The organism is Pseudomonas sp. IT-P2, from assembly GCF_949767575.1.
GTDB classification, from domain to species: domain Bacteria; phylum Pseudomonadota; class Gammaproteobacteria; order Pseudomonadales; family Pseudomonadaceae; genus Aquipseudomonas; species Aquipseudomonas pharyngis.
This window is the reverse complement of record NZ_CATKQA010000049.1, coordinates 79,433-104,954: the sequence shown is the minus strand read 5'-3', so window position 1 is coordinate 104,954 and position 25,522 is coordinate 79,433. Positions and strand designations below refer to the sequence as shown.

General features: G+C 58.9%; 22 protein-coding genes and 3 tRNA genes. 23 read left to right on the top strand and 2 right to left on the bottom strand.

Going from position 1 to position 25,522, the window contains the following annotated elements:
- Positions 1-291 precede the first annotated feature (291 nt).
- From dnaJ to ACM6JM_RS29130, 6 genes are all read left to right on the top strand, one after another.
- A complete protein-coding gene (gene dnaJ / locus ACM6JM_RS29155; protein WP_039769159.1) occupies positions 292-1,416 on the top strand; it encodes a molecular chaperone DnaJ in 1,125 nt (374 codons plus the stop codon).
- Between the two features lie 9 nt (positions 1,417-1,425).
- Positions 1,426-2,232: a 4-hydroxy-tetrahydrodipicolinate reductase gene (dapB, locus tag ACM6JM_RS29150; RefSeq protein ID WP_007953764.1), complete on the top strand. Its 807-nt coding sequence runs from the start codon at positions 1,426-1,428 to the stop codon at positions 2,230-2,232.
- 256 nt (positions 2,233-2,488) lie between these two features.
- Complete coding sequence (carA, locus tag ACM6JM_RS29145) at positions 2,489-3,625, top strand: glutamine-hydrolyzing carbamoyl-phosphate synthase small subunit (RefSeq protein ID WP_064593337.1); 1,137 nt, start codon at positions 2,489-2,491, stop codon at positions 3,623-3,625.
- A 126-nt stretch (positions 3,626-3,751) separates the two neighbouring features.
- Positions 3,752-6,973 carry a carbamoyl-phosphate synthase large subunit gene (gene carB, locus ACM6JM_RS29140; RefSeq protein ID WP_039769162.1) on the top strand — a complete coding sequence of 1,074 codons (3,222 nt, stop codon included), beginning with the start codon at positions 3,752-3,754 and terminating at the stop codon, positions 6,971-6,973.
- Positions 6,970-7,446 carry a transcription elongation factor GreA gene (gene greA / locus ACM6JM_RS29135; protein WP_039769164.1) on the top strand — a complete coding sequence of 159 codons (477 nt, stop codon included), beginning with the start codon at positions 6,970-6,972 and terminating at the stop codon, positions 7,444-7,446. The genes carB and greA overlap by 4 nt, the downstream gene beginning before the upstream one ends.
- A 28-nt stretch (positions 7,447-7,474) precedes the next feature.
- Positions 7,475-7,879: a hypothetical protein gene (locus ACM6JM_RS29130; RefSeq protein WP_039769166.1), complete on the top strand. Its 405-nt coding sequence runs from the start codon at positions 7,475-7,477 to the stop codon at positions 7,877-7,879.
- A gap of 9 nt (positions 7,880-7,888) precedes the next feature.
- Here the strand turns inward: ACM6JM_RS29130 and ACM6JM_RS29125 are convergent, their stop codons facing one another.
- Positions 7,889-8,197 carry a YhbY family RNA-binding protein gene (locus ACM6JM_RS29125; RefSeq protein WP_007953753.1) on the bottom strand — a complete coding sequence of 103 codons (309 nt, stop codon included), beginning with the start codon at positions 8,195-8,197 and terminating at the stop codon, positions 7,889-7,891.
- 101 nt (positions 8,198-8,298) lie between these two features.
- On the opposite strand from ACM6JM_RS29125, the gene rlmE reads away from it, so the two are divergent.
- From rlmE to ACM6JM_RS29040, 17 genes are all read left to right on the top strand, one after another.
- Entirely contained in the window at positions 8,299-8,928 is a 630-nt protein-coding gene (rlmE, locus tag ACM6JM_RS29120; protein ID WP_414882897.1) for a 23S rRNA (uridine(2552)-2'-O)-methyltransferase RlmE, read from the top strand.
- Between the two features lie 202 nt (positions 8,929-9,130).
- Entirely contained in the window at positions 9,131-11,038 is a 1,908-nt protein-coding gene (ftsH, locus tag ACM6JM_RS29115; protein WP_414882895.1) for an ATP-dependent zinc metalloprotease FtsH, read from the top strand.
- Between the two features lie 8 nt (positions 11,039-11,046).
- Positions 11,047-11,898 carry a dihydropteroate synthase gene (folP, locus tag ACM6JM_RS29110; protein ID WP_414882894.1) on the top strand — a complete coding sequence of 284 codons (852 nt, stop codon included), beginning with the start codon at positions 11,047-11,049 and terminating at the stop codon, positions 11,896-11,898.
- A 16-nt stretch (positions 11,899-11,914) separates the two neighbouring features.
- Positions 11,915-13,252, top strand: a complete 1,338-nt coding sequence (gene glmM, locus ACM6JM_RS29105) for a phosphoglucosamine mutase (RefSeq protein WP_039769173.1) — start codon at positions 11,915-11,917, stop codon at positions 13,250-13,252.
- 65 nt (positions 13,253-13,317) lie between these two features.
- Positions 13,318-14,073: a triose-phosphate isomerase gene (gene tpiA, locus ACM6JM_RS29100; protein WP_007953744.1), complete on the top strand. Its 756-nt coding sequence runs from the start codon at positions 13,318-13,320 to the stop codon at positions 14,071-14,073.
- Between the two features lie 4 nt (positions 14,074-14,077).
- A complete protein-coding gene (secG, locus tag ACM6JM_RS29095; RefSeq protein WP_011332406.1) occupies positions 14,078-14,461 on the top strand; it encodes a preprotein translocase subunit SecG in 384 nt (127 codons plus the stop codon).
- Positions 14,462-14,483: 22 nt separating this feature from the next.
- Positions 14,484-14,569 (top strand) — tRNA-Leu (locus tag ACM6JM_RS29090).
- Between the two features lie 97 nt (positions 14,570-14,666).
- A tRNA-Met gene (locus ACM6JM_RS29085) sits at positions 14,667-14,743 on the top strand.
- Between the two features lie 138 nt (positions 14,744-14,881).
- Positions 14,882-15,340, top strand: a complete 459-nt coding sequence (gene rimP / locus ACM6JM_RS29080; protein ID WP_039769696.1) for a ribosome maturation factor RimP — start codon at positions 14,882-14,884, stop codon at positions 15,338-15,340.
- 47 nt (positions 15,341-15,387) lie between these two features.
- Positions 15,388-16,869: a transcription termination factor NusA gene (nusA, locus tag ACM6JM_RS29075; RefSeq protein WP_003221546.1), complete on the top strand. Its 1,482-nt coding sequence runs from the start codon at positions 15,388-15,390 to the stop codon at positions 16,867-16,869.
- Positions 16,870-16,896: 27 nt separating this feature from the next.
- Entirely contained in the window at positions 16,897-19,413 is a 2,517-nt protein-coding gene (gene infB / locus ACM6JM_RS29070; protein ID WP_414882893.1) for a translation initiation factor IF-2, read from the top strand.
- 159 nt (positions 19,414-19,572) lie between these two features.
- On the top strand, positions 19,573-19,974 hold the full coding sequence (gene rbfA, locus ACM6JM_RS29065; protein ID WP_007953741.1) for a 30S ribosome-binding factor RbfA: 402 nt from the start codon (positions 19,573-19,575) through the stop codon (positions 19,972-19,974).
- A 4-nt stretch (positions 19,975-19,978) separates the two neighbouring features.
- A complete protein-coding gene (gene truB, locus ACM6JM_RS29060) occupies positions 19,979-20,896 on the top strand; it encodes a tRNA pseudouridine(55) synthase TruB (RefSeq protein WP_007953739.1) in 918 nt (305 codons plus the stop codon).
- A gap of 141 nt (positions 20,897-21,037) precedes the next feature.
- On the top strand, positions 21,038-21,307 hold the full coding sequence (gene rpsO / locus ACM6JM_RS29055) for a 30S ribosomal protein S15 (protein ID WP_011332409.1): 270 nt from the start codon (positions 21,038-21,040) through the stop codon (positions 21,305-21,307).
- 194 nt (positions 21,308-21,501) lie between these two features.
- The gene (gene pnp, locus ACM6JM_RS29050; RefSeq protein WP_011332410.1) at positions 21,502-23,607 is read left to right on the top strand and encodes a polyribonucleotide nucleotidyltransferase; all 2,106 of its coding nucleotides are present in this window, start codon (positions 21,502-21,504) and stop codon (positions 23,605-23,607) included.
- Between the two features lie 129 nt (positions 23,608-23,736).
- Positions 23,737-23,812: transfer RNA gene (locus tag ACM6JM_RS29045), tRNA-Thr, on the top strand.
- 234 nt (positions 23,813-24,046) lie between these two features.
- A complete protein-coding gene (locus tag ACM6JM_RS29040) occupies positions 24,047-24,346 on the top strand; it encodes a DUF6388 family protein (RefSeq protein ID WP_039769697.1) in 300 nt (99 codons plus the stop codon).
- 88 nt (positions 24,347-24,434) lie between these two features.
- Here ACM6JM_RS29040 and nadC read toward each other — a convergent pair whose 3' ends face one another.
- Positions 24,435-25,283, bottom strand: a complete 849-nt coding sequence (gene nadC / locus ACM6JM_RS29035) for a carboxylating nicotinate-nucleotide diphosphorylase (protein ID WP_007953729.1) — start codon at positions 25,281-25,283, stop codon at positions 24,435-24,437.
- Positions 25,284-25,522: the final 239 nt, after the last annotated feature.

Genomic DNA, 25,522 nt, shown 5'->3' with positions numbered 1-25,522 from the left:
GGTCGCCCGGTTGACTGCCTTGCGGCGGTGACTGGTAGGATGTCGCCGCGCGGGAGCTTGCTCCCGCGTTGGCGTATCTGGAATACGCGAATTTTTACAGCATGCGACAAGCTTCGTGTGTTGGCGGTATGGCCGGGAATGCTCCTGCTTTTCGCGCCGTAAATACCGCATGAACCAAAGACCAGGATCGTTGAATTGACGTGAGTTGGGTCCGGGCCTGTATTGGGGCTCAACGAGTTTGGCGAAGCTCAGGAGGGGTTTGCCGAACGTCCTCAAGAGTATGAAGAACTTATGGCTAAGCGTGACTATTACGAAGTGTTGGGTGTTGAGCGCGGCTCAAGCGAAGCAGACCTGAAAAAGGCCTATCGCCGTCTGGCGATGAAGCACCACCCGGACCGTAATCCCGGTGACAAGGCGTCGGAAGATCTGTTCAAGGAGGCCAACGAAGCCTACGAAGTGCTGTCCGATTCCAGCAAGCGTGCAGCGTACGATCAGTACGGTCATGCCGGCGTCGACCCGAGCATGGGTGGCGGCGGTGCAGGCTTCGGCGGTCAGAACTTCTCCGACATCTTCGGTGATGTCTTCAGTGACTTCTTCGGTGGCGGTCGCGGCGGCTCCCGTGGCGGCGCTCAGCGCGGCAGCGATTTGCGTTACACCCTGGAGCTGAACCTGGAAGAAGCGGTACGCGGTACGACCGTGAATATCCGCGTTCCGACGCTGGTCAATTGCAAACCATGCGACGGTTCGGGCGCCAAGAAAGGCTCGTCGCCATCGACTTGCCCGACTTGCGGCGGCATCGGTCAGGTGCGTATGCAGCAAGGCTTCTTCTCGGTGCAGCAGACCTGCCCGCGCTGCCATGGCCAGGGCAAGATCATTTCCGATCCGTGCGATTCCTGCCACGGCGACGGTCGCGTCGAAGAGTACAAAACCCTCTCTGTTAAAGTGCCGGCCGGTGTCGACACCGGTGACCGCATTCGTCTGTCCGGCGAAGGCGAGGCGGGCACTCAGGGTGGTCCGACCGGGGACCTGTACGTGGTGATCAACGTCCGCGAACACGACATCTTCCAGCGTGACGGCAAGCACCTGTTCTGCGAAGTGCCGATCAGCTTTGTCGACGCAGCCCTGGGTGGCGAGCTGGAAATTCCGACCCTCGATGGTCGCGTCAAACTGAAGATTCCGGAAGGGACTCAGACCGGCAAGCAGTTCCGCGTACGCGGCAAGGGCGTTGCGCCGGTGCGTGGCGGTGGTGCGGGCGACCTGATGTGCCGTGTGGCCGTCGAGACGCCGGTCAACCTGAACCGCCGTCAGCGTGAATTGCTGGAAGAGTTCCGCAGCTCCCTGGCGGACGACAACAGCCATTCCCCGAAAACTACCGGTTGGTTCGACGGTGTAAAACGCTTCTTCGGCGATCTGTAAGGAGTCGGCATGCGACGTATAGCTGTGATGGGCGCTGCCGGGCGCATGGGCAAGATTCTGGTCGAGGCGGTGCAGCAGCGCGCGCCGCTGACCGGTTTGACGGCTGCGATTGTCCGTCCTGGCAGTACGCTGATCGGCGTGGATGCCGGTGAGCTGGCTTCGCTCGGTCGAATCGGCGTGCCGTTGTCCGGCAATCTGGAATCGGTGGCGGAAGAGTTCGATGTGTTGATCGACTTCACCCTGCCGGAAGTCATGCTGAAAAACCTGGCCTTCTGCCGCAAGGCCGGCAAGGCGATGGTGATTGGCACGACTGGTCTGGATGCTGCGCAGAAGCAGTTGTTGGCCGAGGCGGGCAAGGATATTCCGATCGTGTTCGCCGCCAACTTCAGTGTCGGCGTCAACCTTTCGCTGAAGCTGCTCGACATGGCGGCACGGGTGTTGGCGGAAGATGCGGACATCGAAATCATTGAGGCCCATCACCGCCACAAGATCGATGCGCCATCGGGCACGGCCCTGCGCATGGGTGAAGTGATCGCCAATGCGCTGGATCGTGATCTGCAGAAAGTCGCGGTCTATGGTCGTGAAGGTCACACCGGTGCCCGTGAGCGTGAAACCATCGGTTTCGCCACTGTTCGCGGTGGTGATGTGGTGGGTGATCACACGGTGCTGTTTGCTTGCGAAGGTGAGCGCCTGGAGATCACACACAAGGCTTCGAGCCGCATGACGTTCGCCAAGGGCGCGGTGCGTGCGGCGTTGTGGCTGGATGCTCGCGAGCCTGGTTTGTACGACATGCAGGACGTGCTCGACCTGCATTGAGATGTTCTGAATCCGGCGCAAACGCCCTGTTTGTGCCGGTTTCAATCCGCTGAGCGACGCCCTGTCGCATTCTCCGGCCTTTCAGGCTCATTGGCGGTAGACCAAAAATCCCTTTTTCTGTAAGCTACAGCTTTAGTGTGTCCACTAAAAGCGCGCAGAATAATTCAGTGAAGAAGCGGGGTGACGTGTCCATACGTCACTCCGCTTTTTTACAACCTGCGATTGCCCTTTCATGCGTTATTTACGGGAGGTCTTCTTGACTAAGCCAGCCATACTCGCCCTTGCTGATGGCAGCATTTTTCGCGGCGAAGCCATTGGAGCCGACGGTCAGACCGTTGGTGAGGTGGTGTTCAACACCGCAATGACCGGCTATCAGGAAATCCTTACCGATCCTTCCTACGCCCAACAGATCGTTACCCTGACTTACCCGCACATCGGCAACACCGGCACCACGCCGGAAGACGCCGAGTCCGACCGCGTCTGGTCCGCTGGTCTGGTCATCCGTGACCTGCCGCTGGTAGCGAGCAACTGGCGTAACACGATGTCCCTGTCCGATTACCTGAAAGCCAACAATGTTGTGGCAATCGCCGGTATCGACACCCGCCGCCTGACCCGCATCCTGCGTGAAAAAGGCGCACAGAACGGCTGCATCATGGCCGGCGACAACATCTCCGAAGAGGCGGCCATCGCCGCTGCGCAAGGCTTCCCGGGCCTGAAGGGCATGGATCTGGCGAAAGTCGTCAGCACCAAGACCCAATACGAATGGCGCTCCACTGTCTGGGATCTGAAAACCGACAGCCACGCGACCATCGAAGCCTCCGAGCTGCCATACCACGTGGTTGCCTACGACTACGGCGTCAAGGTCAACATCCTGCGCATGCTGGTCGAGCGCGGTTGCCGCGTGACCGTGGTTCCGGCGCAAACCCCGGCTGCCGACGTGCTGGCTCTGAAGCCGGACGGCGTGTTCCTGTCCAACGGCCCTGGTGACCCGGAGCCTTGCGACTACGCAATCAAGGCCATCAAGGAAGTGCTGGAAACCGAAATTCCGGTCTTCGGCATCTGCCTCGGTCACCAGCTGCTGGCTCTGGCCTCCGGCGCCAAGACCCTGAAAATGGGCCACGGCCACCACGGTGCCAACCACCCGGTTCAGGATCTGGACACTGGCGTCGTGATGATCACCAGCCAGAACCACGGTTTTGCGGTTGACGAAGCGACCCTGCCAGCCAACGTCCGCGCGATCCATAAATCGCTGTTCGACGGCACCCTGCAAGGCATCGAGCGTACCGACAAGAGCGCGTTCAGCTTCCAGGGTCACCCTGAAGCGAGCCCGGGCCCGAACGATGTAGCCCCTCTGTTTGACCGCTTCATCAACGAGATGGCCAAGCGACGCTAAGCGCTCGCCTTGAGACTGTAGCGAGAAGCCCCTCGAGGGCGGCCCCGGAACCGGCGGCCCCCTCGGGACTTCAGAAATCGATCAAGACGGCTTGCCGACTGACCTGCGGATTTGAGTGACAAACCCATGCCAAAACGTACAGACATTAAAAGCATCCTGATTCTCGGCGCTGGCCCGATCGTTATCGGCCAGGCCTGCGAATTCGACTACTCCGGCGCCCAGGCCTGTAAAGCCCTGCGCGAAGAGGGTTACCGCGTCATCCTGGTGAACTCCAACCCGGCCACCATCATGACCGACCCGGACATGGCCGACGCCACCTACATCGAGCCGATCAAGTGGCAGACCGTTGCCAAGATCATCGAAAAAGAGCGTCCGGATGCCGTGCTGCCAACCATGGGCGGCCAGACTGCTCTGAACTGCGCCCTGGACCTGGAGCGCGAAGGTGTTCTGGAAAAGTTCGGCGTAGAGATGATCGGTGCCAATGCCGACACCATCGACAAGGCTGAAGACCGTTCGCGTTTCGACAAGGCGATGAAGGCCATCGGCCTGGAATGCCCGCGTTCCGGTATCGCCCACAGCATGGAAGAAGCCAACGCGGTGCTCGAGCGCCTGGGCTTCCCGTGCATCATCCGTCCGTCCTTCACCATGGGCGGCACCGGTGGCGGTATCGCTTACAACCGTGAAGAGTTCGAAGAAATCTGCGCCCGTGGTCTGGACCTGTCGCCAACCAAGGAGCTGCTGATCGACGAATCGCTGATCGGCTGGAAAGAATATGAAATGGAAGTTGTCCGCGACAAAAAGGACAACTGCATCATCGTCTGCTCGATCGAAAACTTCGACCCGATGGGCGTGCACACCGGTGACTCGATCACTGTTGCCCCGGCTCAGACCCTGACCGACAAGGAATACCAGATCCTGCGTAACGCCTCGCTGGCGGTACTGCGCGAGATCGGCGTCGAGACCGGTGGTTCCAACGTTCAGTTCGGTATCTGCCCGGACACCGGCCGCATGGTCGTGATCGAGATGAACCCGCGTGTATCCCGCTCGTCGGCTCTGGCCTCGAAAGCCACCGGTTTCCCGATCGCCAAGATCGCGGCCAAGCTGGCCGTCGGTTACACCCTCGACGAACTGCAGAACGACATCACCGGCGGCCGTACCCCGGCGTCCTTCGAGCCGTCCATCGACTACGTCGTGACCAAGCTGCCGCGCTTCGCGTTCGAGAAGTTCGCCAACGCTGACGCGCGCCTGACCACTCAGATGAAGTCGGTCGGTGAAGTCATGGCCATCGGTCGTACCTTCCAGGAATCCCTGCAGAAAGCCCTGCGCGGTCTGGAAGTGGGCGTTTGCGGTCTGGACGAGAAGGTCGACCTGAGCAACCCGGAAAGCATGAGCGTGCTCAAGCGCGAACTGACCGTGCCGGGCGCCGAGCGTATCTGGTACGTGGCGGACGCTTTCCGCGCCGGCATGACCGTCGAAGAAATCTTCGGCATGAACATGATCGATCCGTGGTTCCTGGTGCAGATCGAAGATCTGATCAAGGACGAAGAGAAGGTCAAGACCCTCGGTCTGTCCGCTATCGACCGCGATCTGATGTACAAGCTCAAGCGCAAGGGTTTCTCCGACCAGCGTCTGGCCAAGCTGCTGGGCGTCACCGAGAAGAACCTGCGTACTCACCGCCACAAGCTGGAAGTGTTCCCGGTTTACAAGCGCGTCGACACCTGCGCGGCCGAGTTCGCCACCGACACCGCCTACCTGTACTCGACCTACGAGGAAGAGTGCGAAGCCGCGCCGTCCGGTCGTGACAAGATCATCATCCTCGGCGGTGGCCCGAACCGTATCGGTCAGGGCATCGAGTTCGACTACTGCTGCGTACACGCGGCACTGGCGCTGCGCGATGACGGTTACGAGACCATCATGGTCAACTGCAACCCCGAAACCGTTTCCACTGACTACGACACTTCCGATCGTCTGTACTTCGAACCAGTGACCCTGGAAGACGTGCTGGAAATCTGCCGCGTCGAGAAGCCGAAAGGCGTGATTGTCCAGTACGGCGGCCAGACGCCTCTGAAGCTGGCTCGTGCTCTGGAAGCGGCCGGCGTGCCGATCATCGGCACCAGCCCTGACGCCATCGACCGTGCCGAAGACCGTGAGCGCTTCCAGCAAATGGTTGAGCGCCTGAACCTGCGTCAGCCGCCAAATGCCACCGTGCGCAGCGAAGACGAAGCCGTTCGCGCTGCCGCGAAGATCGGTTACCCGCTGGTGGTGCGTCCGTCCTACGTACTGGGCGGCCGGGCGATGGAAATCGTCTACAAGGAAGAAGAACTCAAGCGTTACCTGCGTGACGCGGTTCAAGTGTCGAACGACAGCCCGGTGCTGCTCGACCACTTCCTCAACTGCGCCATCGAGATGGACGTGGATGCGGTCTGCGACGGCAAGGACGTGGTGATCGGCGCGATCATGCAGCACATCGAACAGGCGGGCGTTCACTCCGGTGACTCCGCGTGCTCGCTGCCGCCGTACTCGCTGCCGGCGCACATCCAGGACGAGATGCGCGAACAGGTCAAGAAAATGGCCCTGGAGCTGGGCGTGGTCGGCCTGATGAACGTTCAGTTGGCGCTGCAAGGCGAGGACATCTACGTCATCGAAGTCAACCCGCGTGCTTCCCGTACCGTACCGTTCGTGTCGAAGTGCATCGGTATTTCCCTGGCAATGGTCGCGGCTCGCGTGATGGCCGGTAAAACCCTGAAGGAAATCGGCTTCACCAAGGAAATCATCCCGAACTTCTACAGCGTGAAAGAGGCGGTATTCCCGTTCGCCAAGTTCCCTGGCGTTGACCCGATCCTCGGCCCAGAGATGAAGTCCACCGGTGAAGTGATGGGCGTCGGCGACACCTTCGGCGAAGCCTTTGCCAAAGCCCAGATGGGCGCCAGCGAAGTGCTGCCGACCGGCGGTACCGCATTCATCAGCGTGCGCGACGATGACAAGCCACTGGTTGCAGGCGTGGCCCGTGATCTGATCAACTTGGGCTTCGAAGTCGTCGCCACTGCCGGCACTGCCAAGCTGATCGAAGCCGCAGGTCTGAAAGTGCGTCGCGTGAACAAGGTGACCGAGGGTCGTCCGCACGTGGTCGACATGATCAAGAATGACGAAGTCACCCTGATCATCAACACCACCGAAGGTCGTCAGTCGATCGCCGATTCCTATTCCATTCGCCGTAACGCCTTGCAGCACAAGATTTACTGCACAACCACCATTGCTGCTGGCGAAGCTATCTGCGAAGCGCTGAAGTTCGGTCCCGAGAAGACCGTACGCCGCTTGCAGGATCTACACGCAGGATTGAAGGCATGAATAAATACCCAATGACCGTCCAGGGCTCCAAGGCCCTGGAAGAAGAGCATGCTCACCTGACCAAGGTCGTTCGTCCGAAGCTCAGCCAGGACATCGGTACGGCCCGCGAGTTGGGTGATTTGAAAGAAAACGCTGAATACCATGCTGCGCGCGAACAGCAAGGCATGGTCGAGGCGCGGATCCGTGACATCGAAGGTCGCCTGCAGAACGCGGTGATCATTGACGTGACGACCATTCCGCACACCGGCAAAGTGATTTTCGGCACTACCGTCGAAATCGCCAACGTCGAGACTGATGAAAGCGTGACTTACCAGATCGTGGGTGAGGATGAGGCGGACATCAAACTCGGCAAGATTTCGGTCGGCTCGCCGATCGCTCGCGCCTTGATTGCCAAGGAAGAGGGCGATACGGTCGTCGTGAAAACGCCAGGTGGCGATATCGAGTACGAGATTGTCAAAGTCCTTCACATCTGAGGGTGGGCGCCCGCTGCATGCGGGCGCGATGCTCTGGCAACTGGCCCAGATGTTGTGGGTCGGTGGCCTGTGGTTGGTACATCTCGGTCTGCGGCCGGTGCTGGGTCAAATTGGCCTGGCTCCGCTGCTGATCGATGAGGTTGCAAGTACGTTTGAAGTGGCGGTGGTGGGTTTTGCCGTCGCGTGCGTGATATTTCAGGCTTTGGTGCTGATACAGACCGAGGGCCTTGCCAGTCTATGGCGGGATTTTCGCGGGCAGGTGTTGTTGATGGCGTTGTATGCGTGTGCGATGTTTGTCGCAGTGCGTGTCGGCTGGCCAGATGCGCAGCGCTGGCAGGTGTTCAGCTTTCTTGTGTTGGGTTTTTCCGGGTTGGTGCTGGTATTGCAGCCGGTGCCGGGATGGAGTGGCAGGGTGCGCGAAGCACACCCTTGACCCTTGCCATCACTTGAAGCGATGGACGTTCGACAGCTGCTTGTTGACGCTGAAGTTCTTGCGGTAAATCAGTGCCATCTTGCCGATGACTTGAACCAGATCGGCCTTGCCGGTCTTGCACAGCTCTGCAACGGACGCCAGGCGCGCCTCGCGATCGAGGATGTTGAGCTTGATCTTGATCAGCTCGTGATCTGCCAATGCGCGTTCGAGTTCGGCTAAAACACCCTCAGTCAAACCGTTGTCAGCCACAGTCAGAACTGGTTTCAGGTGGTGGCCAATGGATTTGTACTGTTTCTTCTGCTCTGGAGTGAGCGGCATAATCTGACCCTTTCGTCTGGATTCTGTAAAATGGCGGCCATTTTACCCGAGGGCTCGTGGATCCGCCCAATTAATCACGACCCTAATCAACGAGGTGCCCAATGGCGCGTTCCAAGACAAGCCTTGGTTGGCTGAAAAGACATGTCAATGATCCCTATGTGAAGCAAGCGCAGAAGGATGGCTACCGCTCGCGTGCGAGTTACAAGCTTCTGGAGATCCAGGAGAAATACAAACTGATCCGTCCGGGCATGAACGTCGTCGACCTCGGCGCGGCGCCTGGCGGCTGGTCGCAGGTCACCAGCCGCCTGATCGGTGGTCAGGGGCGACTGATCGCCTCGGACATCCTGGAAATGGACAGCATTCCGGACGTGACTTTCATCCAGGGTGACTTCACCGAGGATGCAGTGCTCGCTCAGATCCTTGAGGCTGTGGGTAATTCGCAGGTGGACCTTGTGATTTCCGATATGGCCCCCAATATGAGTGGTACGCCTGAAGTGGATATGCCAAAAGCCATGTTTCTTTGCGAGCTGGCGCTTGATCTGGCGGAGCGGATACTCAAGCCGGGCGGTAATTTCCTGATCAAGATTTTTCAGGGCGAAGGGTTCGATACTTACCTGAAGGACGCTCGCAAGAAGTTCGACAAGATCCAGATGATCAAGCCGGACTCCTCTCGTGGCAGCTCTCGTGAGCAATATATGCTGGCATGGGGCTACCGCGGTCGTAGCGAGTAAAACGAGGTTTTTTGGCGGGGTGATAGGTTTTTCGTATTTCGCCCCGCGCGCATAAGCGAATATTGTGTAGAAAGTGTTTCACAAAGGGTTACAGACGGCGCCTGCCAGAGCTGTAGGTAATGTAGTAAGTTAGGCCGGTGAATATCATGCGAAGCGCGCGCCAGTAGCGGAGCTTGCTTCAGAGGGTAGTTAATTGAACGATATGGCAAAGAATCTGATCCTGTGGTTGATCATCGCGGCAGTCCTGGTGACGGTGATGAACAACTTCTCCAGCCCTAACGAGCCGCAGACCCTCAACTATTCCGACTTCATCCAGCAGGTCAAGGATGGCAAGGTCGAGCGCGTGGCCGTCGACGGCTACGTGATTACCGGCAAGCGCAACGACGGCGACAGCTTCAAGACCATTCGTCCGGCAATTCAGGACAATGGCCTGATCGGCGACCTGGTCGACAACCACGTCGTGGTCGAAGGCAAGCAGCCTGAGCAGCAAAGTATCTGGACCCAGCTTCTGGTGGCCAGCTTCCCGATCCTGGTGATCATCGCGGTGTTCATGTTCTTCATGCGCCAGATGCAGGGCGGCGCGGGCGGCAAGGGCGGGCCGATGAGCTTCGGCAAGAGCAAGGCGCGTCTGCTGTCCGAGGATCAGGTGAAAACCACTTTGGCTGACGTTGCCGGTTGCGACGAAGCCAAGGAAGAAGTGGGCGAGCTGGTCGAATTCCTCCGTGATCCGGGCAAGTTCCAGCGCCTGGGCGGCCGCATTCCTCGCGGCGTGCTGATGGTTGGTCCTCCGGGCACCGGTAAGACCTTGCTGGCCAAGGCGATTGCCGGCGAAGCCAAGGTCCCGTTCTTCACCATTTCCGGTTCCGACTTTGTCGAAATGTTCGTCGGTGTAGGTGCCAGCCGCGTTCGTGACATGTTCGAACAGGCCAAGAAACACGCTCCATGCATCATCTTCATCGACGAGATTGACGCCGTTGGTCGCCATCGTGGTGCCGGTATGGGCGGCGGTCACGACGAGCGCGAACAAACTCTCAACCAGTTGCTGGTGGAGATGGACGGTTTCGAAATGAATGACGGCATCATCGTCATCGCCGCGACCAACCGTCCTGACGTGCTGGACCCTGCTTTGCTGCGTCCGGGTCGTTTCGACCGTCAGGTGGTGGTCGGCTTGCCGGACATCCGTGGTCGCGAGCAGATCCTCAAGGTTCACATGCGTAAAGTGCCAATGGGTGATGACGTTGCTCCGGCTGTTATCGCGCGTGGTACTCCGGGTTTCTCCGGCGCCGACCTGGCGAACCTGGTCAACGAGGCTTCGCTGTTCGCTGCCCGTGCCGGCAAGCGCATCGTCGAAATGAAAGAATTCGAACTGGCCAAAGACAAGATCATGATGGGCGCCGAGCGCAAATCCATGGTCATGTCCGAGAAGGAAAAACAGAACACCGCTTATCACGAAGCAGGCCACGCCATTGTTGGTCGTGTCGTGCCCGAGCATGATCCGGTCTACAAGGTGTCGATCATTCCGCGCGGTCGTGCACTCGGTGTGACCATGTTCCTGCCGGAAGAAGATCGCTACAGCCTGTCCAAGCGTGCGCTGATCAGTCAGATCTGCTCGCTGTACGGCGGCCGTATTGCCGAAGAGATGACTTTGGGCTTCGACGGTGTGACGACTGGTGCTTCCAACGACATCATGCGTGCGAGTCAGATTGCGCGGAACATGGTGACCAAGTGGGGCCTGTCGGAAAAACTCGGTCCGTTGATGTACGCCGAAGAAGAGGGTGAGGTATTCCTCGGTCGCGGCGGTGGCGGTCAGAATGCCAGCTTCTCCGGTGAGACAGCCAAGCTGATCGACTCCGAAGTGCGCAGCATCATTGATCAGTGCTACGGCACGGCCAAGCAGATCCTCACGGACAACCGCGACAAGCTCGATGCCATGGCGGATGCGCTGATGAAGTACGAGACGATCGATGCCGAGCAGATCGACGACATCATGGCCGGTCGTACACCTCGCGAGCCTCGCGACTGGTCGGGCGGTACCGGTACTGGCACGCCTCCTGTCATTCAGGGTGAGCGTCCGGAAACACCGATTGGCGGTCCGGCTGTCGACGTTTAAGGTTTGAAATGACTTCTGTACAGTCCCTGACCCGGTTGCCTTGCGGCAACCGGGTTCTTGATTTGGCCCGGACGCATGTCATGGGCATTCTCAATGTCACTCCCGATTCTTTTTCCGACGGTGGCCGATACAGCCAGCTCGACGCGGCCTTGCGTCATGCCGAAGCCATGGTTACGGCGGGTGCAACGCTGATCGATGTGGGCGGCGAGTCGACCCGCCCGGGCGCGCGGGCGGTTTCTCCGTTGGAGGAGCTGGAGCGCGTAGCTCCCGTCGTCGAGCTTATAAATCGCGAACTGGATGTGGTCATATCGGTCGATACGTCCACTCCGGCGGTCATGCGCGAAACGGCGCGTTTGGGTGCCGGCTTGATCAACGACGTTCGTTCGCTACGGCGGGATGGCGCGCTTGATGCGGCGGCGGCCACGGGATTGCCCGTGTGCCTGATGCATATGCTCGGCGAGCCTGGCGATATGCAGGATGATCCGCGTTATCAGGATGTCACCCGGGAAGTGGGCGAATTTCTTGCCGAACGCATGGCCCAGTGCGAGGAGGCAGGCATTCCGGCCGAGCGGATCATTCTTGATCCGGGCTTCGGCTTCGCCAAAACCCTGCAGCACAATCTAAGCTTGTTCAAGCATATGGAAGCCCTGCATGCGTTGGGGCGGCCGCTATTGGTGGGCGTTTCGCGCAAAAGCATGATCGGCCATGCATTGAATCGCCCTGTGGGTGAGCGTCTGTATGGCGGTTTGGCACTGGCTGCACTGGCATCGGTGAAAGGTGCGCGTATATTGCGCGTCCATGATGTGGCAGAAACGGTGGACGTGGTGCGAATGCTCGCAGCCGTGGAATCAGCCGAATAAGAATGATGGAGCACTTATGAGCAAGAAATATTTTGGTACCGACGGGATTCGTGGTCGCGTCGGGGAATACCCGATCACTCCGGACTTCATGCTCAAGCTCGGCTGGGCTGCCGGTATGGCCTTTCGCAAGATGGGGGCCTGCAAGGTACTGGTCGGCAAGGACACGCGAATTTCCGGCTACATGTTTGAATCGGCCCTTGAGGCTGGTCTGACATCTGCGGGCGCCGATGTAATGCTGCTCGGTCCGATGCCGACTCCGGCCATCGCCTACCTGTCGCGTACATTCCAGGCTGAGGCCGGAATCGTGATCAGTGCATCGCACAATCCGCATGACGATAACGGCATCAAGTTTTTCTCCGGCAAAGGCACCAAGCTGCCCGATGAGCTGGAACTGATGATCGAGGAATTGCTAGATACGCCAATGACTGTTGTAGAGTCGAGCAAGATTGGCAAGGTGTCGCGAATCAATGATGCGTCCGGTCGCTATATCGAGTTTTGCAAGAGCTCTGTGCCGACCGGCACCAGTTTTTCCGGACTGAAGATTGTCATCGACTGCGCGCACGGAGCTACCTACAAGGTCGCGCCGAGCGTATTCCGTGAGCTGGGTGCCGAAGTTGTGGTTCTGTCCGCGCAGCCCAACGGTCTGAATATCAACGACAACTGTGGCTCCACTCATATGGGGCAATTGCAGGCGGCGGTGTTGTCCGAGCATGCGGATCTGGGTATCGCCTTCGACGGTGATGGTGATCGGGTACTGATGGTCGACCACACCGGGGCGATAGTCGATGGTGACGAGCTGATTTTCATCATCGCGCGCGATCTGCATGAGCGAGGCAAATTACAGGGCGGTGTGGTCGGTACGCTGATGAGCAATCTGGGCCTGGAGTTGGCTCTGGCGGATCTGGGTATTCCTTTTGTGCGTGCAAATGTCGGCGACCGCTATGTGATTGCCGAGTTGCTGGAGCGCGATTGGCTGGTCGGGGGCGAGAACTCCGGACATGTCGTTTGCTTCAATCACACGACGACTGGCGATGCGATCATTGCGGCGTTGCAGGTGCTGATGGCGTTGAAAACACGCAACGAAGGTCTGGCGCAAACTCGTCAGGCCCTGCGTAAGTGTCCTCAAGTGCTGATCAACGTGCGCTTCGGCGGTGGCGACAGCCCGCTGGAGCACCCGGCTGTCAAGGAGGCGAGCGCACGCGTAACCCAGGCTATGGCGGGGCGCGGGCGTGTGCTTTTGCGCAAGTCCGGGACAGAGCCTCTGGTACGTGTGATGGTCGAGGGCGAGGACGAAATCCAGGTTCGTGGCTATGCCGAAGAACTGGCAAAACTGGTAACTGAAGTTTCTGCCTGATTCGGCTTGCCAGCCATGATTGTGTTGGGTAACATCTGCGCCCACTTTGACCGACGAGGTACAGCATGCGTCGCCCTATGGTAGCTGGTAACTGGAAGATGCACGGTACCCGCGCCAGCGTCGCTGAGCTGATCAACGGCCTTCGTCATCTGGCCTTGCCAAGCGGTGTTGATGTCGCGGTATTCCCGCCTTGCTTGTATATCAATCAAGTGATTGATGGCTTGAAAGGCAAATCGATCTCGGTCGGTGCGCAGAATTCTGCGGTGGAGTCCATGCAAGGTGCATTGACGGGCGAGATTGCGCCGAGTCAGTTGGTGGATGCAGGTTGTTCCCTGGTGCTTGTCGGGCACTCCGAACGCCGCCAGATCATGGGTGAGCGAGACGGAATGCTGAATCGCAAGTTCGCAGCGGCACAGGCGTGTGGCTTGATTCCGGTGTTGTGTGTAGGGGAGACCCTGGAGCAGCGCGAAGCCGGAAAGACTCTTGAGGTTGTCGGGCGTCAGCTGGGCAGTATCATCGAGGAGCTGGGTGTCGGTGCTTTTGCCAACGCAGTGATCGCTTACGAGCCGGTCTGGGCGATTGGCACCGGGCTGACTGCAACGCCGCAACAGGCTCAGGATGTGCATAAAGCCATTCGCGAGCAGTTGGCGGCAGAGAATTCTGAAGTGGCACGAGGTGTGCGGCTTCTATACGGCGGCAGCGTGAAGGCGGCCAATGCGGTCGAACTGTTCGGCATGCCGGATATCGATGGGGGGCTCATTGGTGGAGCTTCCCTGAATGCAGATGAGTTCGGTGCGATTTGTCGCGCCGCGGGAAACTGAAAAAATGCTGGAAACAGTCGTAGTCGTTTTTCATCTGCTGGGTGCATTGGGCGTAGTTGCTCTGGTTTTGCTGCAGCAGGGTAAAGGTGCGGACGCTGGCGCGTCTTTCGGAGCAGGTGCTTCAAATACTGTGTTCGGAAGCCAAGGTTCCTCTACCTTTCTTAGTAAGTTTACTGCTATACTTGCCGCCGGTTTCTTCATAACCAGCTTGGGGTTAGGATACTTTGCTAAAGAGAAGGCTCATCAGCTGACTCAAGCAGGTTTGCCAAACCCGGCAGTGTTGGAAGTTCCAAAGCAACAGCCGGCTTCTGATGATGTCCCGGTGCTTCAAGAGCAAAAGTCGGCTACTCCAGCGACTGACGTACCTCCAGCTCAAGAGCAGAAGTAAGAAGGGTTTCAAACGTAGTATTGCCGAGGTGGTGGAATTGGTAGACACGCAACCTTGAGGTGGTTGTGCCCATAGGGTGTAGGGGTTCGAGTCCCCTTCTCGGTACCAATTAGTCAGGAGAGCCCGCTGTTGCGGGCTTTCTTGCAGGTGGAAGGTTACATTGACCCTAAAAGGGATCGGTCGTATACTTCCGCCCCAGCTTTGTCGCGGGGTGGAGCAGTCTGGTAGCTCGTCGGGCTCATAACCCGAAGGTCGTCGGTTCAAATCCGGCCCCCGCAACCAGTTTAAGGAGCCCCTTTTAAGGGGCTTTTTGTTAGCTGGACACTTTCAACGCCGCTGTTCGACGGCGTTTCAAGGATGGGCGTTTCGCCCATTTTTTTATTTTGCATAGCATGCACATACATGCACGAGGGGGTTCAGGTGTCGAGCAAGCTAGAAGAGTTGCAGGCCTTGCTGGCCCCGGTGGTCGTGGCCCTAGGCTATGAATGCTGGGGTATTGAGTTTTCGGCTCAAGGTCGCCACTCAATGTTGCGCGTTTATATCGATAAGGAAGGCGGCGTACTGGTGGACGATTGTGCCATCGTCAGCCGTCAGATCAGCGGTGTGCTGGATGTTGAAGATCCGATCTCCGTTGAATACACCCTTGAAGTTTCCTCGCCAGGCATGGAACGCCCACTGTTCACTCTTGAGCAGTTTGCCAAATATGTCGGTGAACAAGTGAAGATCAAGCTGCGCTCGCCTTTTGAAGGTCGACGCAACTTTCAGGGCCTTCTGCGCGGTGTAGAAGAGCAGGACGTCGTGGTGCAAGTAGATGACCATGAGTTCCTGTTGCCGATCGATATGATCGACAAGGCCAACATTATTCCCAGTTTTGACTGAGACGCGGATCCCGCGGATCCAATGGCTTGCGAAAGGCGAGGCGTACGATGAGCAAAGAAGTACTGCTGGTTGTTGAGTCGGTATCCAATGAAAAGGGTGTACCGGCAAGCGTGATTTTTGAAGCGCTGGAGCTGGCTCTGGCCACTGCTACCAAAAAGCGTTTTGAAGACGAAGTTGATCTGCGTGTGGAAATCAATCGCCACACCGGTTCTTACGAAACTTTCCGTCGCTGGACGGTCGTCGAAGAGAATGATCTCGATGATCCGGCTATCGAAACCTGGCCTAGCAAGGTTGCTGAAACGCATCCTGGCGCCAAGGTTGGCGACGTCGTTGAAGAAAAGATCGAGTCCATCGAGTTCGGCCGCATCGCTGCGCAGACCGCCAAGCAGGTCATCGTGCAGAAAGTGCGCGAAGCCGAGCGCGCTCAAGTGGTTGACGCTTATCGCGAGCGCCTGGGAGAAATCATCTCCGGCACCGTGAAGAAAGTGACCCGCGACAACGTGATCGTCGACCTGGGTAATAACGCTGAAGCGTTGCTGGCCCGTGAAGACATCATCTCTCGCGAAACCTTCCGTGTTGGCGTGCGTCTGCGTGCGCTGCTCAAGGAAATCCGCACCGAGAACCGCGGCCCTCAGCTGATCCTGTCGCGTACCGCGCCGGAAATGCTGATCGAGCTGTTCCGTATCGAAGTGCCGGAAATCGCTGAAGGTCTGATCGAAGTCATGGCCGCTTCCCGTGATCCGGGTTCGCGCGCCAAGATCGCTGTCCGCTCCAAGGACAAACGCATCGACCCGCAAGGCGCGTGCATCGGTATGCGCGGTTCGCGCGTCCAGGCCGTGTCGGGCGAGTTGGGTGGCGAGCGTGTCGATATCGTCCTGTGGGACGACAACCCGGCACAGTTCGTGATCAATGCCATGTCGCCGGCAGAAGTGGCGGCCATCATCGTTGACGAAGATGCCCATGCCATGGACATCGCCGTTGGCGCAGACAATCTGGCTCAGGCCATCGGTCGTGGTGGTCAGAACGTGCGTCTGGCGAGCCAGCTGACTGGCTGGACCCTGAACGTGATGACCGAATCGGACATCCAGGCTAAGCAACAAGCGGAAACCGGCGACATCCTGCGCAACTTCATCGACGAGCTGGAAGTCGACGAAGAACTGGCTCAGGTGCTGGTAGACGAAGGCTTCACCAGCCTGGAAGAGATTGCCTACGTACCGTTGGAAGAAATGCTCAACATCGACGGCTTTGACGAAGACATCGTCAACGAGCTTCGCGCTCGTGCCAAGGATCGCTTGTTGACCAAAGCCATCGCTACTGAGGAAAAGCTGGCAGACGCCCATCCGGCCGAAGACCTGCTCTCGCTTGAGGGTATGGACAAGGATTTGGCGATGGAACTGGCGGTGCGCGGCGTAATTACCCGCGAAGACCTGGCCGAGCAGTCTATTGACGATCTGCTCGACATCGACGGCATTGACGATGATCGTGCCGGCAAGTTGATCATGGCCGCCCGAGCCCACTGGTTCGAGTAATTAGGCGCGGCCTGAGGAGAGAAGTGCATGACGCAAGTCACGGTGAAACAACTGGCCGATGAGGTCAAAACACCGGTAGAGCGCCTGTTGCAGCAGATGCGTGAGGCAGGTCTGCCGCACACCGCCGCCGAAGAAAATGTGACTGACAGTGAGAAGCAATCCCTGCTGACCCACTTGAAAAGCAGCCACAAGGCGAAAGTGGAAGAACCACGCAAGATCACGCTGCAGCGTAAAACCACCAGCACCCTGCGTGTGGCTGGCAGCAAAAGCATCAGCGTTGAAGTCCGCAAGAAGAAAGTTTTCGTACAGCGTAGCCCGGAAGAAATCGAAGCCGAGCGCAAGCGTGAACTGGATGAACGTCGCGCAGTAGAAAATGCTGCCCGTCAGAAGGCTGAAGAAGAAGCCCGCGTTCGCGCCGAAGAAGAAGCGCGTCGCCAGCCTGCTGCGCCGTCCGCTACTGCCGAAGCCGTCGCTGCCCCTGCTCCAGTGGCCGAACCCGTGCGCGAAGCCGCGCCGGTTGTGGCTGCTGCGCCAGCTGCCGACACTCGCAAGCGTGACGAACAGCGCCGTCCGGACAAACCACGTGCTGACGACAACAACCGTCGTGGCGGTGGTGATGGCGAGCGCAAAAACGCTCCGCATCGCGCATCGGTCAAGGAAAAGGCTCCGGCTCCACGTGTGGCGCCACGCACTACCGACGAAGAAAGCGATGGCTTCCGTCGCGGCGGTCGCGGCAAGGCCAAGCTGAAGAAACGCAACGCCCACGGTTTCCAGAGCCCGACCGGCCCTGTCGTGCGTGAAGTGAAGATCGGCGAAACCATCACTGTTGGCGATCTCGCCCAGCAGATGTCGGTCAAGGCTGCCGAAATCATCAAATTCATGTTCAAGCTGGGCACCCCGGCCACCATCAACCAGGTACTGGATCAGGAAACTGCCCAGCTGGTCGCAGAAGAACTGGGCCACAAAGTGACCCTGGTCAGCGACACCGCCCTGGAAGATTCCCTGGCCGAGTCCCTGAAGTTCGAAGGTGAAGCGGTTCCTCGTGCGCCGGTCGTGACCGTAATGGGTCACGTTGACCACGGTAAGACCTCGCTGCTCGACTACATCCGTCGTGCCAAGGTAGCTGCTGGCGAAGCCGGCGGTATCACCCAGCACATCGGTGCATACCACGTTGAAACCGAACGCGGCATGGTCACCTTCCTCGACACCCCTGGTCACGCCGCGTTTACCGCCATGCGTGCCCGTGGTGCCAAGGCGACCGACATCGTGATCCTGGTGGTTGCGGCGGACGACGGCGTGATGCCACAAACCATCGAAGCCGTTCAGCACGCTGTTGCTGCCGGCGTTCCGCTGGTGGTTGCGGTGAACAAGATCGACAAGCCGGGTGCTGATCTCGATCGCATCCGCAGCGAACTGTCGGCTCACGGCGTGACCTCTGAAGACTGGGGTGGTGACACTCCATTCGTTCCGGTCTCCGCGAAGATGGGTACCGGCGTCGACGAGCTGCTTGAAGCTGTATTGCTGCAGGCTGAAGTTCTCGAGCTGACCGCCACTCCTTCGGCTCCTGGCCGCGGTGTCGTGGTTGAATCGCGTCTCGACAAGGGCCGTGGCCCGGTGGCGACCGTTCTGGTTCAGGACGGTACGCTGCGTCAAGGCGACATGGTGCTGGTCGGCTCGAACTATGGCCGCGTGCGCGCCATGCTCGACGAGAACGGCAAGCCGATCAAGGAAGCGGGTCCGGCCATTCCGGTCGAGATCCTCGGCCTGGACGGTACGCCTGACGCCGGCGACGAAATGAGCGTGGTTGCCGACGAGAAGAAAGCCCGTGAAGTGGCTCTGTTCCGTCAAGGCAAGTTCCGCGAAGTCAAACTGGCTCGCGCTCACGCCGGCAAGCTGGAAAACATCTTCGAAAGCATGGGCCAGGAAGAGAAGAAGACGCTCAACATCGTCCTCAAATCCGACGTCCGTGGTTCGCTGGAAGCCTTGCAGGGCGCTCTGAACGGCCTGGGCAACGACGAAGTGCAAGTGCGCGTGGTCGGTGGCGGTGTCGGTGGTATCACCGAATCCGACGCCAACCTGGCACTGGCTTCCAACGCTGTACTGTTCGGCTTCAACGTGCGTGCCGATGCCGGCGCACGGAAGATCGTCGAGCAGGAAGGTCTGGACATGCGTTACTACAACGTGATCTACGACATCATCGAAGACGTCAAGAAAGCCCTGACCGGTATGCTTGGCAGCGACGTTCGCGAGAACATCCTCGGTGTGGCCGAAGTCCGTGACGTGTTCCGTTCGCCGAAGTTTGGCGCGATCGCTGGTTGCATGGTGATCGAAGGTGTTGTGCACCGTAACCGTCCGATCCGTGTACTGCGTGAAGACATCGTGATCTTCGAAGGCGAGCTGGAATCCCTGCGCCGCTTCAAGGATGACGCTTCCGAAGTACGTGCCGGCATGGAATGCGGTATCGGCGTGAAGAGCTACAACGACGTCAAAGTCGGCGACAAGATCGAAGTCTTCGAGAAGGTTCAGGTTGCTCGCAGCCTCTGACTCGCGCACTTCAAGGGCCACGTCGGGCCGCCGCATGCAAGTGCGCAGCACGGCGTCAGGACTCTAAACGCAACGCCCGGTCTGGCTTTTGTCAGGCCGGGCGTTTGCCGCTTTCAGACCTTGCGGGTTTCACCGCAGGGCAGTAACAGGTAACAAATCATGGCAAAAGAATACAGCCGTACCCAACGTATCGGCGATCAGATGCAGCGTGAGCTGGCCCAGCTGATCCGTCGTGAAGTCAAAGACCCGCGCGTCGGCCTGGTCACCATTACCGCTGTGGAAGTCAGCCGTGACGTCGGTCACGCGAAGATCTTCATCACCGTGATGGGGCAGGACAACGCCGAAGACATCGCGCAAAGCATCAAGGTGCTCAACGCTGCCGCCGGTTTCCTGCGCATGCAGCTGGCCCGCGAAATGAAGCTACGCAGCGTGCCGCAATTGCACTTCCACTACGACGAAAGCGTCGTGCGGGGTGCGCACCTGTCGGCCCTGATCGAGCGCGCCGTGGCTGAGGACAATCAGCACGTGGCTGCGGCAGAACCCGAAGACACCAAGGAGTAACTCGGTGGCTCAGGTCAAACGTATCCGTCGTAACGTCAGCGGCATCATCCTGCTCGACAAGCCGCTGGGGTTCACCTCCAACGCCGCGTTGCAGAAGGTTCGCTGGTTGCTCAACGCCGAGAAGGCCGGTCACACCGGCAGTCTCGACCCACTGGCCACCGGCGTTCTGCCGCTGTGCTTTGGCGAGGCGACCAAGTTCTCGCAGTACCTGCTTGATTCCGACAAGGGTTACGAAACCCTGGCGCAACTGGGCAAGACCACCACCACGGCGGACGCCGAAGGCGAGGTTTTGCAGGAGCGTCCGGTGACCGTTGGTCAGGCCGACATTGAAGCGGTTCTGCCGAAATTTCGCGGGCAAATCAGTCAGATACCGCCGATGTACTCCGCTCTCAAGCGTGATGGCCAGCCGCTGTACAAGTTGGCCCGTGCAGGCGAAGTAGTGGAGCGCGAACCGCGTTCTGTTACTATTGCGCGCTTGGAATTGCTGGCCTTCGAAGGCGATACTGCGCGACTCGCGGTGGATTGCAGCAAGGGCACCTATATTCGCACCCTGGTGGAGGATATCGGTGAGCAACTCGGTTGTGGTGCGTACGTCGCTGAATTGCGCCGTACCCAGGCCGGGCCTTTCACCCTGGCGCAGACCGTGACCCTCGAAGAGCTGGAAGCGGTACATGCCGAAGGCGGCAACGAAGCGGTCGACCGCTTCCTGATGCCATCGGACAGCGGCCTGCAGGATTGGCCGTTGCTGCAGTTCTCGGAAGCGAGCGCGTTCTACTGGCTCAACGGCCAGCCGGTACGTGCCCCGGATGCTCCGAAGTTCGGCATGGTGCGGGTACAGGATCACAACGGTCGCTTCATCGGTATCGGTGAAGTGAGCGAAGACGGGCGCATCGCGCCGCGTCGACTGATTCGGTCAGAATGACCGGAAACCGGTCTGTGTAACAGCAGGCCGGCGAGTGTGGCTGTCAACAGGCACGGTCACTACTCATTTATAGATACAGGGATTTGTCCCTGGCCTGTTGAAACTGTTTTTGAAACAGTTTCCTGATAAAAGGATTGCCTCATGGCTCTCGACGTTCAAGAAAAAGCTCAAATCGTTGCCGACTACCAGCAAGCCGTTGGTGACACTGGTTCGCCAGAAGTGCAAGTTGCACTGCTGACCGCCAACATCAACAAACTGCAAGGTCACTTCAAGGCCAACGGTAAAGACCACCACTCCCGTCGTGGTCTGATCCGCATGGTTAACCAGCGTCGCAAGCTGCTGGACTACCTGAAAGGCAAGGACGTGAGCCGTTACAGCGCTCTGATCGCTCGCCTGGGTCTGCGTCGCTAATCAGCGATTGCGCTATGAGGTTGGTTGTCTGTCAGACGTCAGCGGGTTTCCGCCGGCGTCCGGCAGGCTCCCAGCCTCAAGTTTTATCTGGATACACGTTTTACCCTGGACAGGCGTCGGGCCGATTCCCGGCATTGCCCAAGAATTTCGCAAGAAACCAGTTCCCCCAAGAGCCACAAAGAAGGTAGGACACCGTGAACCCGGTAATCAAAAAATTCCAGTTCGGTCAGTCGACCGTTACCCTCGAGACTGGCCGTATCGCCCGTCAGGCCTCCGGCGCAGTATTGGTCACCGTTGACGACGACGTCAGCGTATTGGTGACCGTAGTCGGTGCCAAGCAAGCCGATCCGGGCAAGGGCTTCTTCCCTCTGTCCGTTCACTACCAGGAAAAGACCTACGCTGCCGGTAAGATCCCTGGCGGTTTCTTCAAGCGTGAAGGCCGTCCTTCCGAGAAAGAAACCCTGACTTCCCGACTGATCGACCGTCCGATCCGTCCACTGTTCCCTGAAGGTTTCATGAACGAAGTGCAGGTTGTCTGCACCGTCGTTTCCACCAGCAAGAAGACCGATCCGGACATCGCTGCGATGATCGGTACCTCGGCTGCCCTGGCGATCTCCGGCATTCCGTTCGACGGCCCGATCGGCGCCGCTCGCGTTGCTTTCCACGAAAGCACCGGCTACCTGCTGAACCCGACCTACGAGCAGCAGGCTGCCTCGAGCCTGGACATGGTCGTTGCCGGTACTTCGGACGCCGTACTGATGGTTGAATCGGAAGCCAAAGAGCTGACCGAAGACCAGATGCTGGGCGCAGTACTGTTTGCTCACGACGAGTTCCAGGTCGTGATCAACGCCGTTAAGGAACTGGCTGCCGAAGCCGCCAAGCCAACCTGGACCTGGGCACCTGCTCCAGAAGCCACCGAGCTGCTGGCCGCTATCCGTTCCGAGTTCGGCGAAGCGATCTCCCAGGCTTACACCATCACCATCAAGGCCGACCGTTACGCGCGTCTGGGCGAGCTGCGTGACCAGGTTGTGGCCAAGCTGTCCGGTGAAGAAGGCCAGCCTTCGGCTGCCGACGTCAAAGCCGCTTTTGGTGAAATCGAATACCGCACCGTTCGCGAAAACATCGTTAACGGCAAGCCACGTATCGACGGTCGCGACACCCGCACCGTACGTCCGCTGAACATCGAAGTCGGCGTTCTGCCGAAGACTCACGGTTCGGCACTGTTCACCCGTGGCGAAACCCAGGCTCTGGTCGTCGCGACGCTGGGCACCGCCCGTGACGCGCAACTGCTGGACACCCTGGAAGGCGAGAAAAAAGACCCGTTCATGCTGCACTACAACTTCCCTCCGTTCTCGGTGGGCGAGTGTGGTCGCATGGGTGGCGCCGGTCGTCGCGAAATCGGTCACGGCCGTCTGGCCCGTCGCTCGGTTTCGGCCATGCTGCCTGCCGCTGACGTGTTCCCGTACACCATCCGTGTGGTATCGGAAATCACCGAATCCAACGGTTCGAGCTCGATGGCTTCCGTTTGCGGCGCTTCCCTGGCCCTGATGGACGCTGGTGTCCCGATGAAGGCACCGGTTGCCGGTATCGCCATGGGTCTGGTTAAAGAAGGCGAGAAGTTCGCCGTCCTGACCGACATCCTGGGTGACGAAGACCACCTGGGCGACATGGACTTCAAAGTAGCCGGTACCGCCAAAGGTGTGACCGCGCTGCAGATGGACATCAAGATCAAGGGCATCACCGAAGAGATCATGGAAATCGCTCTGGGCCAAGCCCTGGAAGCGCGCCTGAACATCCTCGGCCAGATGAACCAGATCATCGGCCAGTCGCGTACCGAACTGTCGGCCAACGCTCCGACCATGATCGCTATGAAGATCGACACCGACAAGATCCGTGACGTTATCGGTAAGGGTGGCGCGACCATCCGTGCGATCTGCGAAGAGACCAAGGCTTCGATCGACATCGAAGACGACGGCTCGATCAAGATCTTCGGCGAAACCAAGGAGGCGGCTGAAGCAGCTCGTCAGCGCGTTCTGGGTATCACCGCAGAGGCCGAGATCGGCAAGATCTACGTCGGCAAGGTTGAGCGCATCGTCGACTTCGGCGCATTCGTCAACATCCTGCCAGGCAAGGACGGTCTGGTTCACATCTCGATGCTGAGCGACGCTCGCGTAGAGAAAGTGACCGACATCCTGAAAGAAGGCCAGGAAGTGGAAGTACTGGTACTGGACGTGGACAACCGCGGCCGTATCAAGCTGTCCATCAAAGACGTAGCAGCTGCCAAGGCTTCGGGCGTTTAATCACCCCGCAGTCCTAGCGCAATGAAAATGCCCCGCCGTGAAAACGGCGGGGCATTTTTTTGTCCATGAAATATCGAGTCATTCGGCGAAGTTGCCGACCTGCAAGACCAGTGCTAGGTTTAGCCCACCGCCCGTGTAGCTCAGCCGGTAGAGCAGCGCACTCGTAACGCGAAGGTCGCAGGTTCGATTCCTGTCTCGGGCACCACCACTCCCTAATCCTTTTGAACCGGCATTTATGTTCCACAGGTCAACTTTTTGTGGGAGAGATGTAAAGAGCCGTGTAATTCGCCATGCAAACGTCCTATATTCGGTGCCTGCATGAGCATCGCCCAGCAGTTTTCAGATGATCCCGAATGGTTCCGAAGGCCGGACAGTCCGCGTCAGAGAGATCCTTGATGATCCAGATCCATCCTCCATTCCTATGATCAGCGAGAACGCCATGACCGAATTAACTCAAGAGCAACGTCACGAAGAAGCGCTTAGAAAATACATCCTGGATGTTCCGGATCTGAAGGAAGAGATCAAGGACCTGAGTCCCGATGATCAGAAAGACCAGATCCAGTGGGCGTTCGAAGATGAAGCCGAAGCCCAGGGCCTGCAGCCGTGGGAACTGACCCTCAAGTACACCAGCACACCTGAGGAGTTCGAGGCCAAGCGCCTGGAGCTGCACAAGGAAGCGGCCGAGGTGTTGGGCGTCGAGTGGGAAGAGTACTGCGAGATGAACAATCTCGTCGTTTGACGAGAGCTGCCAGCTACAAGCCGCAAGCTACAAGTAAAAGCACAACCGCTTTGGCTTGCAGCTTGTAGCTTGCATCTTGCCGCTGCCCTTAAATGCTCAGTCGCATCGACAGATCCACGGCCTTCACGTCCTTGGTCATCGCGCCGATCGAAATGTAATCCACCCCGGTCTGTGCGATCGGCAGCAGCGTGCTTTCGTTGATGCCGCCACTGGCTTCCAGTTTTGCCTTGCCGCCGTTCAGGCGCACGGCTTCGCGCATGTCGTCGAGGCTCAGCTCATCGAGCATGATGATGTCGGCTCCGGCGGCCAGCGCCTCCTTCAGCTCTTCCAGACTTTCCACTTCGATTTCCACCGGCTTGCCCGGGGCGATCTTGTGCGCAGCGGCAATGGCCTGCGGGATGCCGCCGCTGGCAGCGATGTGGTTTTCCTTGATCAGGAACGCGTCGTAGAGACCGATGCGATGGTTATGGCAACCGCCGCAGGTGACCGCGTATTTCTGCGCCAGACGCAGGCCCGGCAGGGTCTTGCGGGTGTCGAGCAGTTTTACCGAGGTCTCGGCGACGAAGTCCGCCAGGTACTGCGCGCGGGTCGCCACGCCCGACAGCAATTGCAGGAAGTTCAGGGCGCTGCGCTCGCCGGTCAGTAGCGAGCGGGCAGGGCCTTCCAGATGAAACAGCGGCTGATTGGGCGAAACCCGTTCGCCATCGCGCACCTGCCAATGCACCGCCACCCGCGGATCGAGCTGGCGGAACACCGCATCGACCCAGGCCGTGCCACTGATGACGGCGGCGTCACGGGTGATGATGGTGGCTTTGGCCAGGCGTTCGGCCGGGATCAGTTGCGCGGTGATGTCGCCGCTGCCGATGTCTTCGAGCAACGCACGGCGCACGTTGGCTTCGATTTCGGCGGTCAAATCGGCGAGACGTAGATTCGGCATAACGGGCTCCACAAACTAAGTGGTCCGATTATAGGGGCATGGCGTCGGCCAACCCAAGGCGAGAACAGCCACGCAGCCCTGCATCCGGTCGATTTTCTTTGAGCAAACCCGATTCTGTCGTGGTCACTTCAAGGTGTCGGCGCATAGGGGAAACCCTGACGGCTCTGGCGCCGGAGACATCTTTTGCAAGATAATCCGCCTTGCATTTGACGCCATAGCTTTGACGTCGGCAAATCACC

Excerpts from the sequence above, each read along its gene's own strand:
- ACM6JM_RS29125 (WP_007953753.1), bottom strand. The coding sequence starts at position 8,197 with ATGCCGCTCACTCCAGAGCAGAAGAAACAGTACAAATCCATTGGCCAC.
- nusA (WP_003221546.1), top strand. The coding sequence starts at position 15,388 with ATGAGCAAAGAAGTACTGCTGGTTGTTGAGTCGGTATCCAATGAAAAG.
- infB (WP_414882893.1), top strand. The coding sequence starts at position 16,897 with ATGACGCAAGTCACGGTGAAACAACTGGCCGATGAGGTCAAAACACCG.
- ftsH (WP_414882895.1), top strand. The coding sequence starts at position 9,131 with ATGGCAAAGAATCTGATCCTGTGGTTGATCATCGCGGCAGTCCTGGTG.
- carB (WP_039769162.1), top strand. The coding sequence starts at position 3,752 with ATGCCAAAACGTACAGACATTAAAAGCATCCTGATTCTCGGCGCTGGC.
- rlmE (WP_414882897.1), top strand. The coding sequence starts at position 8,299 with ATGGCGCGTTCCAAGACAAGCCTTGGTTGGCTGAAAAGACATGTCAAT.
- ACM6JM_RS29130 (WP_039769166.1), top strand. The coding sequence starts at position 7,475 with ATGCTCTGGCAACTGGCCCAGATGTTGTGGGTCGGTGGCCTGTGGTTG.
- rpsO (WP_011332409.1), top strand. The coding sequence starts at position 21,038 with ATGGCTCTCGACGTTCAAGAAAAAGCTCAAATCGTTGCCGACTACCAG.
- glmM (WP_039769173.1), top strand. The coding sequence starts at position 11,915 with ATGAGCAAGAAATATTTTGGTACCGACGGGATTCGTGGTCGCGTCGGG.
- folP (WP_414882894.1), top strand. The coding sequence starts at position 11,047 with ATGACTTCTGTACAGTCCCTGACCCGGTTGCCTTGCGGCAACCGGGTT.
- nadC (WP_007953729.1), bottom strand. The coding sequence starts at position 25,283 with ATGCCGAATCTACGTCTCGCCGATTTGACCGCCGAAATCGAAGCCAAC.
- tpiA (WP_007953744.1), top strand. The coding sequence starts at position 13,318 with ATGCGTCGCCCTATGGTAGCTGGTAACTGGAAGATGCACGGTACCCGC.
- dapB (WP_007953764.1), top strand. The coding sequence starts at position 1,426 with ATGCGACGTATAGCTGTGATGGGCGCTGCCGGGCGCATGGGCAAGATT.
- greA (WP_039769164.1), top strand. The coding sequence starts at position 6,970 with ATGAATAAATACCCAATGACCGTCCAGGGCTCCAAGGCCCTGGAAGAA.
- ACM6JM_RS29040 (WP_039769697.1), top strand. The coding sequence starts at position 24,047 with ATGACCGAATTAACTCAAGAGCAACGTCACGAAGAAGCGCTTAGAAAA.
- dnaJ (WP_039769159.1), top strand. The coding sequence starts at position 292 with ATGGCTAAGCGTGACTATTACGAAGTGTTGGGTGTTGAGCGCGGCTCA.
- rbfA (WP_007953741.1), top strand. The coding sequence starts at position 19,573 with ATGGCAAAAGAATACAGCCGTACCCAACGTATCGGCGATCAGATGCAG.
- secG (WP_011332406.1), top strand. The coding sequence starts at position 14,078 with ATGCTGGAAACAGTCGTAGTCGTTTTTCATCTGCTGGGTGCATTGGGC.